Origin of the sequence: Streptomyces sp. NPDC005963, from assembly GCF_040638655.1 — a bacterium.
Taxonomy (GTDB): Bacteria; Actinomycetota; Actinomycetes; order Streptomycetales; family Streptomycetaceae; genus Streptomyces.
In genome coordinates this window covers 1-10864 of the sequence record NZ_JBEXVD010000058.1, presented here as the reverse complement: position 1 = coordinate 10864, position 10864 = coordinate 1, and the positions used below count along the sequence as shown (strand labels likewise).

At 71.9% G+C, this 10864-nt stretch carries 2 protein-coding genes; both read right to left on the bottom strand.

Going from position 1 to position 10864, the window contains the following annotated elements:
• Positions 1-6486: type I polyketide synthase (locus tag ABZ348_RS34225; protein WP_358939846.1), on the bottom strand; the 6486-nt coding region annotated here is incomplete at its 3' end.
• Between the two features lie 58 nt (positions 6487-6544).
• A partial coding sequence (locus ABZ348_RS34220) for an SDR family NAD(P)-dependent oxidoreductase (RefSeq protein ID WP_358939845.1) occupies positions 6545-10864 on the bottom strand: 4320 nt, incomplete at its 5' end.

The following is a 10864-nucleotide window of genomic DNA, read 5'->3' as shown; positions in this document are numbered from 1 at the left end:
CTCACCCATCCACCACCCAAACACCACCGACTCATCCAACAACCCCACCGCCATCCCCACCCACTGCGACCCCTGCCCCGGAAACACCAACACCGTCCGGCCGTCGACCGTGCGGCCCTGGGCGTCGGTGAACTCCGCCGAGTTGTCGTCGGCCAGTCTGCGCAGCAGGGATCGCAGCTCGGTCTCGCCGCCGACCAGTGCCTTGCGGTGGTCGAAGCCGGTACGGGCGGTCAGGGAGAGTCCGATGTCGCGCGGGTCCACGCCGGATCGGCCGTCCAGGTGGCGGCTCAGCCGGTCGGCCTGGTCCCGCAGGGCCTGCGGGCTCCTCGCCGAGAGCAACCAGGGCACCGCGGCGGCAGTGTGCTCACGCTCGGACGCGGACACCTCGTTCTGCGGGGGCGCCTGCTCAAGGATCGTGTGAACGTTGGTGCCGCTCAGACCGAAGGACGACACTCCTGCCCGGAACGGACGGTCGTTGCTCGGCCAGGGCTGCAACGCGGTCGCGAGGGCGAGCGACCCGCGCGTCCAGTCGACGTGGTCGGACGGCCTGCCGACATGCAGGGTGCCGGGCACCTGCCCGTACTGCATCGCCAGCACGGTCTTGATCACACCCGCCACGCCTGACGCCGCCTGGGAGTGGCCGAGGTTGGACTTGAGCGAGCCCACCAGCAACGGTCGGTCCGCCGGGCGGTCCTGGCCGTAGGTGGCGAGCAGGGCCTGGGCTTCGATCGGGTCGCCCAGGGTGGTACCGGTGCCATGGGCCTCCACCACGTCCACATCGGACGCCGTCAGCCCCGCATCCGCCAACGCCGCCCGGATCACCCGCTGCTGCGACGGACCGTTCGGCGCGGAGAGGCCGTTGCTGGCACCGTCCTGGTTCACCGCGGAACCACGCACCACCGCAAGCACCGGATGCCCATGGCGCTGTGCGTCCGACAACCGCTCCAGCAGGACGACGCCTGCCCCCTCGCCCATGCCCATCCCGTCGGCGTCATCCGAGAACGCCTTGCAGCGCCCGTCCTCGGCGAGCCCTCGCTGACGGGAGAAGCTGATGATGGCCCCGGGGGTCGCCATCACTGCAACACCCCCGACCAGCGCCAGTGAACAGTCGCCGCCGCGCAGGGCCTGGCCTGCGAGGTGCATCGCGACCAACGAGGAGGAGCACGCCGTGTCCACGGTGACCGCAGGGCCTTCGAGGCCCAGGGTGTAGGCGACCCGACCGGACACCACACTGGGGGCGCTGCCGGTGAGCAGATGGCCGTCGCCCTCGTCCGACTGGGCGACCACGGCGGCGTAGTCGGCGTAATTGACCCCGGTGAACACCCCCGTACGGCTGCCCCGCAGTGTCACGGGATCGACGCCCGCGCGTTCGATCGCCTCCCAACTCGTCTCAAGAAGCAGACGTTGTTGGGGATCCATCGCCAACGCCTCGCGCGGGGAGATGCCGAAGAACTCCGCATCGAACTCGGCCGCGTCGTGCAGGAAACCACCATGCCGGGTGGTCGAGGTGCCGGGGCTGTCCGGATCGGGGTCGTACAGGGCCTCGATGTCCCAGCCGCGGTCCGTCGGGAACTTTGAGACGGCATCGCCGCCCTCGGCGAGCAGTCGCCACAGGTCCTCGGGGGTGCCGACCCCGCCCGGGAAGCGGCAGGCCATGGAGACGATTGCGATCGGCTCGTCGTCGGATCCGGCAGCGCGCGGGGTCTCGGCCCCGGCGGACGGTTCCACCGTCCCGGGCTGCGGGCCCAGTAGTTGCGTACTGATCTCCTCCGCGAGCGCTGTCGATGACGGGTGGTCGAAGACCAGGGTGGACGGCAGCCGGAGACCCGTGGCGGTGTTCAGTCGGTTGCGCAGTTCCACTGCGGTGAGCGAGGCGAAGCCCATGTCCTGGAACGCCTTGCCCGGCCGGATCGCGTCCGTCGTGGTGTGGCCGAGCACGGCAGCCGCATGGGTGCGGACCAGGTCGAGCAGGAGACGGCGCTGCTCGACCGCGCCCAGTGCGGCCAACCGTCCGCGCAGCGCCGCCGCAGCGGGTGCCTCGGCGCCGCTGTCGCCCGACGGGCGTTCCAGTGCGCGGCGGGCGTCGGGAACTCCGGTCAGCAGCGGGCTGGGGCGGGTGGAGGTGAAGACTGCCGCGAACTGCTCCCAGTCGACGTCGGCGACGGCGATCACGGTCTCGTCGTCGTCCAGTACCTGTTGCAGGGCGTTGACGGCGAGGTCGGGCGAGATCCGTGGCAGACCGTGCTGTTCCAGCTTGAACAGGTCGGCGTCGTCCCCGGCGATGCGGGCCTGCCACGGGTTCTCGGCCTGCCAGACGCCCCAGTCCACTGCGGTGGCGGTCAGACCACGGGCCCGACGGTGTTGGGCCAGTGCGTCCAGATAGGCATTGGCCGCCGCGTAGGCGCCGTGGTTGCCGCTGCCCCAGACGCCGGCGATCGAGGAGAACAGGACGAAGGCGTCCAGTTCTCGATCGAGCAGGGCGTCGAGGTGTTCGGCCCCAGCGGCCTTGGCTGCGACGATCTGCTCAAACGCGGACAGGGGGGTGCTGTCCAGTGGCGCGAGCGCGATGAAGGCGGCGGCGTGGACGACGGCCGTGACCGGGTCACCGGCTGCTTCCAGGCCGGTCAGGAGCGCCTCCACCGCCGCACGGTCCGCCAGGTCGCAGACCGGCAGTGACAGTCGTACGTCGAGTTCGCCCAGCTCCGCCGCGAGTTCCGCAGCTCCGGGCGCCTCGGCCCCGCGGCGGCCCGGCAGCACGAGATGCGTTGCGCCGCTCCGGGCCAGCCAGCGGGCGAGGTGCGGACCGATGGCACCGGTGCCACCGGTGAGCAGCACCGTGCCGCGGGGCTTCCAGCTCCCCGTCCGGGCGCCGGTCCTGGGTGCCGGATTGAGGCGGCGGGCGAGGAGGCCGGCGGGGCGCAGCGCGAGTTGGTCCTCACCGCCGACACCGCTTGCGCTGTCGGCGCTTCGGGAGGACTGGGAGGATGTCAGCACCGCGCCGAGCCGGGCCCTGGCGCGGGCGTCGAGGTCCGCCGGCAGGTCGATGAGTCCGCCCCAGCGCGCGGACGTCTCCAGCGCCGCCACCAGCCCGGTGCCCCAGACCATGGCCTGGGCCGGGTCGGTGACCGGATCGTCCGCGCCGGTCGACACGGCTCCGCTGGTGGCGCACCACAGCGGTGCGGAAAGTCCGAGGTCGCCCAGTGCCTGCACCAGGGCGACTGTGAGCGCCGTTCCCGTGGGCAGTCCTGGGTGGTCGGGGTGGGGCTGGCCGTCCACGGCCAGCAGCGACAGCACTCCCGCCGGAACGCGGCCGTCGAGGGCGGCCGTGAGGGTGTTCGCGAGTGCTTCGCGTCGGGCCTCGCCGGGCGTGAGTTCGACCGTTGCGACGACGGCGCCCGTCTCGGTGAGCGCCTGGACCGGGCCGCGTACCCGTGTGTCGGCCCCGTGGCCGACGGGCGACACCACCAGCCAGAACCCCGCGGAAGGAGCGGCCACCGATTCCGGCAGTCGTTGCCAGCCGATGCGGTAGCGCCAGGAGTCGATGACGGCCTCGTCCCGCTGTTGTTTCCGCCAGCCGCGGAGGGCCGGGAGCACTCGGCCGAGCGAGTCCTCATCGACGCGGAGATGGGCGGCGACCTCGGCGGGGGCATCGTGCTCGACCATGTTCCAGAAGGCCGTGTCGTGGGGATCGGTCGCACCGGTGTCCTGCGGCGTCGCGGACTCCAGCCAGTAGCGCCGCAGTTGGAAGGGGTATCCGGGCAGGTCCGTCGGGCGTGCGTCGGTGTCGGCGAACACTGCGGCCCAGTCGATGTTCACGCCCGACACCCAGAGTTCGGCTGCCGAGGTCAGCGCCCTCCGCAGGGTGCCCTCGTCCCTCCGCAGGGTGCCGACGACGACCGCCGTGTCATCGGTGCGGACGTCTTCGACGGTGTCCTGGAGGGCCATGGTCAGCACCGGGTGCGGCGACACCTCAAGGAACACCTCGTGGCCCTGCTCGACCAGGGAGCGGACGGCCGTCTCGAAGCGGACGGTCTGCCGGAGGTTGCGGTACCAGTAGTCGGCGTCCATGACCGCGGTGTCCAGCCAGTCCCCGGTGACGGTGGAGAACAACGGCACCCGGCCCGGGACAGGTCGTACGTCCGCCAGTGCGGTCAGTACGTCCGCCCTGATCCGCTCGACCTGGACCGAATGGGAGGCGTAGTCCACGGGTACGGCTCTGGCCCGCACACCGCGCGACTCGCAGCGGGCGAGCAGTTCGGCGAGGGCCTCCGCCTCTCCGGAAACCACCACGGCGGCTGGCCCGTTGACGGCGGCGATCGACAGCCGTTCCGCCCAGGGGGCGATCTCGGTCCGGGCCAGGTCCTGGGGCAGGGACACCGCGGCCATGCCGCCCAGGCCGGCCAGGGCCCGGATGGCGCGGCTGCGCAGGGCGACGACCTTGGCGCCGTCCTCCGGTGTCAGCGCGCCCGCCACCACGGCGGCGGCGATCTCTCCCTGGCTGTGGCCCACCACGGCATCCGGCCGGACGCCCCAGGACTCCCAGTGCGCGGCGAGCGACACCATCACCGCCCACAGCACCGGCTGCACCACATCCACCCGCTCCAGCGAGGGTGCGCCTGGCGCGTCCTCCAGGACGGCGATGAGCGACCAGTCGACATGGGCGGACAGAGCCGTGCCACAGACGGCGATCCGGTCCCGGAAGGCGGGACTGGCCGCGAGCAGGTCCCGCGCCATGCCGACCCACTGCGAGCCCTGTCCGGGAAACACCAGCACCGTCCGGCCCTCGACGACCCGTCCGCTGCCCGACACGACGTCAGCGGCACCGGACGCGGCGCCGAGGGAGCCGGTGAACACACCCGCGTCCCCCGTGGACACCGCGGCGAGCCCGTCCCGCAGTGCCGGGCCATCGCCGCCGATCACCACCGCGCGGTGTTCGAAGGCGGAGCGGGTGGTCGCCAGCGAGAACCCGACGTCGACCGGTCGGACGGGAGGGTCCGAGGCCAGTTGGGCGCCCAGCCGGACCGCCTGGTCCCTGAGCGCGGAGGCGGTGCGTCCGGAGACTATCCAGGGCAGTACGGACCCGGTCGACGGCTCGGCCCCGGTGCCCGGCACGACCGTCCCGTCCGGCGGTGCCTGCTCCAGGACGACGTGCGCATTGGTGCCGCTCATGCCGAACGAGGACACTCCGGCCCGGCGGGGCCTGTCGACGGCGGGCCACTCCCGGGCCTCGGTGAGCAGTTCGACGGCCCCCGATGACCAGTCCGCGTGCGGAGTCGGCTGGTCCACGTGCAGGGTGCGGGGCAGTACGCCGTGCCGTAGCGCGAGCACCGTCTTGATGACCCCGGCCACCCCGGCGGCGGCCTGGGTGTGGCCGATGTTGGACTTCAGTGACCCCAACCAGATGGGCCGGTCGGCGGGTCGGTCCTGGCCGTAGGTGGCCAGCAGCGCATCGGCCTCGATCGGGTCGCCGAGGGTGGTGCCGGTGCCGTGGGCCTCGACCGCGTCCACATCCCGGGTGGTCAGACCCGCATCGGCGAGCGCCGCTCGGATCACTCTCTGCTGGGACGGTCCGTTGGGTGCGGTCAAGCCGTTGCTCGCGCCGTCCTGGTTCGTCGCCGATCCGCGCAGTACGGCCAGCACCTGGCGGCCGTTGCGCCGGGCGTCGGAGAGCCGCTCCAGCAGCAGCATCCCCACGCCCTCGCCCCAGCCGGTGCCGTCCGCAGCCGCCGCGAAGGGCTTGCAGCGGCCGTCGGCGGACATCGCGCCCTGGCGGCTGAACTCCACGAATACGGCCGGCAGTGCCATCACGCTGACGCCCCCGGCGAGCGCGAGCGAGCACTCCCCCGCGCGCAGGGCCCGCGCCGCGAGGTGCAGCGCCACCAGCGACGCCGAGCAGGCGGTGTCCACCGTGACGGCAGGGCCTTCGAGACCGAGCGCATAGGACACGCGTCCCGACATCACGCTCATCGAGTTGCCCGTCATCAGGAAGCCCTGCACCGCTTCCGATGCGGCTGCGCCCAGGGTCGCGTACCCCTGGTCGATGGCCGCGGCGAACACTCCGGTTCGGCTGCCCCGCAGGGTGAGCGGATCGATGCCCGCCTGCTCGATCGCCTCCCAGGAGGCCATGAGCAGCAGCCGCTGCTGCGGGTCCATCGCCACGGCCTCGCGCGGCGAGATACCGAAGAACTCGGGGTCGAAGTCCCCTGCGCCGTCGATGAACGCCCCCTGGCCGGGGACATCACCGCCGGTGGGCCAAGCAGCCTTCCAGCCACGGTCGTCGGGGATGGGCGTGACCGTGTCGCGGCCCGCGACGAGCAGGTCCCACAGTTCCTCGGGCGTGCGGACGCCACCGGGAAAGCGGCAGCTCATGGACACGATCGCGATCGGCTCGTGGGTACTGGCCACGGCTTCCCTGAGTCGCTGCCGGGTGTTCTGGAGGTCGATCGTCACCCGGTTGAGGTAGTCACGCAGCCTCTGTTCGCTCATAGGACACCGCCGTTCTGGTCTTGGGATGCTCGGGCAGCGAGGAGGGTCGGTTCCGGGGTCATGTGAGTCCCAACTGCCGGTCGATGTAGTCGAAGACCTCGTCGTCGCTCGCCGACTCGATCCGATCGGGTGCGAGATCGTCCGCGCCGCCCCCGACCGTGGCGGGGAGGGCCGTTGCGTCGGGCTGCCAGCGTGCCAAGACCTCCCGCAGCCTGGTCGAGAGTTCGTCGCTGACACCGTCCGGAGGCATGGCGTCCAACAGTGCTTCCAGACTGTCGAGCCCGGCCAGGACCGCAGAGTCGGCCGCCGGACGTCCGGCGGCGGTCCGGGACGCGAGATGGCGTGCCAGTGCCTCCGGTGTGGGGTGGTCGAAGACGAGTGCGGCCGGCAGTCGCAGGCCGGTCGCGGACATCAACCGGTTGCGCAGTTCGACCCCGGTGAGGGAGTCGAAACCGATCTCTTTGAACGGACGCGCCGCCCGGATCAACTCCGGCGAACTGTGGCCGAGCACCGCAGCCGCATTGCCCCGCACCAGGTCGAGCAGGGTCCGGTGCAACTCGGCCTCCGGGAGCGCGGCGAGTTGTTGGGCCATGGTGGCTGTCGGCTGCGCGGGCGCGGCCGAGCGGGTCGGACGGACCAGGCCGCGCAGCACGGCGGGCAGCTGATCGTGGGCACGCAGTACGGACGGGGCGATCCTCGCGGCGAGTCCGTAGGCATGGGGAGAGCCCAGCGCCGCGTCGAACAGGGCGAGCCCTTCCGCCGAGGTCAGCGCGCCCGACTTCGCGCCGCGGCCTCCGGTGACAGCAGCGGTCATCGCACTGCGCTCTTCCCACAGGCCCCAGCCGATGGACAGGCCGGGCAGTCCCTGGGCCTGGCGTTCGGCGGCGACGGCGTCGAGTACTGCATTGGCAGCCGCGTAGTTCGCCTGCCCGGCGCCGCCGAACAGGGCGGCCCCTGACGAGAACAGCACGAAGGCCGCGAGGTCGGACTCCCGGGTCAGCTCGTGCAGGGCGAGTGCCGCGTCCGCCTTGGGCCGCAGGACGCGGTCGAGTTGGTCGGGCGTCAGGCCGGTGACCGTGGCGTCGTCCAGCACACCGGCCGCATGAACGACCCCGGTCAGGGGATGGGCGGCGGGTACGGCCGCGAGCAGGGCGGCGAGTGCGGTTCGGTCGGCCACGTCACAGGCGGTGACCGTCACCGTGGCCCCGAGCGCGGTCAACTCCTCCACCAGTTCCGTCATCCCGGCGGCGGATCCGCCCCGGCGTCCGACCAGCAGCAGGTGCCGCACGCCGTGCGAGACGACCAGGTGCCGGGCCAGGAGGCGTCCCAGGGTGCCGGTGGCCCCGGTGATCAGGACGGTGCCTGCCGGGTCCGGCGGGGCGGGTAGCAGCAGGACGTTCTTGCCGACCCCTCGCGCCTGGCTGAGTGACCGCAACGCCGCCGGGGCCCGCCGGACGTCCCAGCCGGTGACCGGCAGGGGGCGGAGCACACCCCGCTCGAACAGGTCCAGGACATCGGCCAGCATCTCGCCGATGCGCTGCGGCCCGGCCTCCATCAGGTCGAACGCCCGGTAGCGCACACCGGGGTACTGCTGGGCGACCTCCTTCGGGTCGCGGATGTCGGTCTTGCCGAGTTCGACGAACCGGCCGCCGTGGGGCAGCAGCCGCAGACCGGCGTCGACGAACTCGCGCGCCAGACTGTCCAGTACGACGTCCATGCCCCGACCTGCGGTGGCGGCGAGGAAGCTGTCGGCGAAGTCGACGGTACGGGTGGAGGCGATGTGCGCGTCGTCCAGTCCGTTCGCGCGCAGTACGTCCCACTTGGCGGGACTGGCCGTGCCGAAGACCCGCGCCCCGGCGTGTTCCGCGAGTTGGACCGCCGCCATGCCGACCCCGCCGGCTGCGGCGTGGACCAGCACGGACTCCCCACGCTGTAGATCGCCGAGGTCGAAGAGGCCGTAGTAGGCGGTCAGGAACACCACCGGTACGGATGCGGCACGGGCGAAGGACCAGCCGGAGGGCATACGGGCGATGGTGCGGCGGTCGGCGACGGCGACCGGGCCGAACGCGCCCTCGAAGATCCCCATGACCCGGTCCCCCGGGGCCAGATCGTCCACGCCGGGGCCGACCTCGATGACGGTTCCGGCTCCCTCACTGCCCAGGCCCTGCTGCTCGGGATCCGGGTCCAGGCCGAGGGTGGCGATGACGTCGTGGAAGTTCAGTCCGGCGGCGCGCACGGCGATCCGGACTTCGCCCTTGCCCAGAGGGGCGAGGGCGGCGGGAGCGGGAAGCAGCGCCACGTCCTCCAGGGAGCCCCGGCCTTCGGTGGAGAGCCGCCAGGCGCCCTCGGTGGGCGGCAGGGTCAGCGTTCCCTGCGGCTGTCCACCGCGCATGAGCCGCGGGAGCAGCAACCCTTCTCCGCGTGAGGCCAGTTGGGGTTCGTCCGCGGCGAGCGCGGCGGGCAGTACGTCCGCCGCGGTGTGCGTCCCGTCGAGGTCGATGAGTACGAAGCGGTCGGGATGTTCGACTTGAGCGCTCCGCACCAGGCCCCACAGGGCTGCCTGGGCGAGGTCGACGGGACGGTCAGTCGGCCCCGTACGGACCGCGTCCCTGGTGAGCAGGGCGAGTTTCGTCTCGGCGAACCGCTCGTCGTCCAGCCACTTCTGGATCAGGGCGAGACAGTTCTGGGCGGTGGCATGGACCCGGTCGGACGGGTCGGACAGATCGGTGGTCGAGACCGTCGCCACGACGACGTCGGGGAGGGGGGTGCCCGAACCCCGGGCGCTCCCCAGGGCGTCGAGGTCGTGCCAGGTGTCCGCGCCGGGGACAGCACCGTCCAGGGCGGTCCAGGCCGGTACGGGGGCGTCGACGGAAGTGGTGGCCGGCGTCCAGTCGAGGCGGAACAGCAGATCGGCGTGCGCGGCGGCGGAGATCGGCCCGCCAAGAGCGGGCGGGCGCAGGACCAGGGACTCCACGGTGAGCACCTGCTGACCGGCCAGGTCGTGGGCGGCGAGGGTCACGGTGTCCGCAGCGTCAGCACGGAGCCGTACGCGCAGGGTGGTGGCGCCGGTGATCTTGCTGGTCACACCGGTCCAACTGAACGGCAGCCGTGCCTGACCGTCCTGGTCGGGCAGCAGGGCGGCGGTCTGGAGGGAGGCGTCGAGCAGCGCCGGATGCAGGGCGCATCCTGCGGCGTCGGCGTGCTGCGGTTGCGGCAGCACCACTTCGGCGAAGACCTCGCCCCCGCGGAGCCAGGCGGCACGGATGCCACGGAATGCGGGGCCGTAGTGGTAGCCGGCTTCGGCGAAGCGCCGGTAGAGGTCGTCCGTGTCCACGGGCTCGGCACCGGCCGGTGGCCAACTGAGCAGACCGGCGGCGGATCCCACCGCGTCCGCCTCCCCTGGGGGCCTCGACACCAGGGTGCCGGTGGCGTGTTCGGTCCACGGCCGGTCGGCATCCTGCGTGGTACGGGCGAACACGCTCAGCGACCGGCGGCCGTCACCGTCCGATGGTCCGACCCGCACCTGAAGGAGAACCGCTCCCTCGTCCGGGAGGACCAGCGCCGATTTAAGGGTGAGTTCCTCCACCGCAGGGCACTGGGCCTCGGCAGCAGCGCGCAGTGCGAGTTCAAGGAAGGCCGTGCCGGGGAGCAGGACCGTGCCGGCCACGGCGTGGTCGGCGAGCCAGGGGTGGGTACGCAGGGACAACCGGCCTGTGAGCAGCAGTTCCCCGGAGTCCGCAACCTCCGTCGCCGCGCCGAGCAACGGGTGGTCGGTCGTGGCGAGCCCGGCCGATGCGACATCCCAACTCGTGGTCGGAACGTCGAGCCAGTAGCGTTGGTGTTGGAAGGGGTAGGTGGGGAGTTCGACCTGTCGGGCGCCGGTGTCGGCGAACGCCTGGGACCAGTCCACCGACAGACCCTGCACATACGCCTGCCCGAGGGAGAGCAGTAACCGTTCCCAACCACCCTCCCCACGCCGTAGCGTCCCCACCACCGCTGCCTCCACCCCGGCAGCCTCCACCGACTCCCCCACCGCAACCGCCAACACCGGATGCGCACTCGGCTCGATGAAGAACCGGAATCCCTCCTCCAACAACCCCCGCGTCGCCGCCTCGAACTCCACCGTCTCCCGCAGATTGCGGTACCAATACTCAGCATCCAGGGATGCCGTATCCAACCAACCCCCGGTGACCGTCGAATAGAACGGCACCGAACCAGTGACGGGCGCGATGTCGGCCAGGTCGCTAAGGATCTGCTCCCGCACCTCCTCCACCTGAGCCGAGTGCGACGCATAATCCACATCAATCAACCGCGCCCGCACCCCCTCCCCCACCAACAACTCAACAAACTCCACCACCGCATCCACGTCACCCGACAC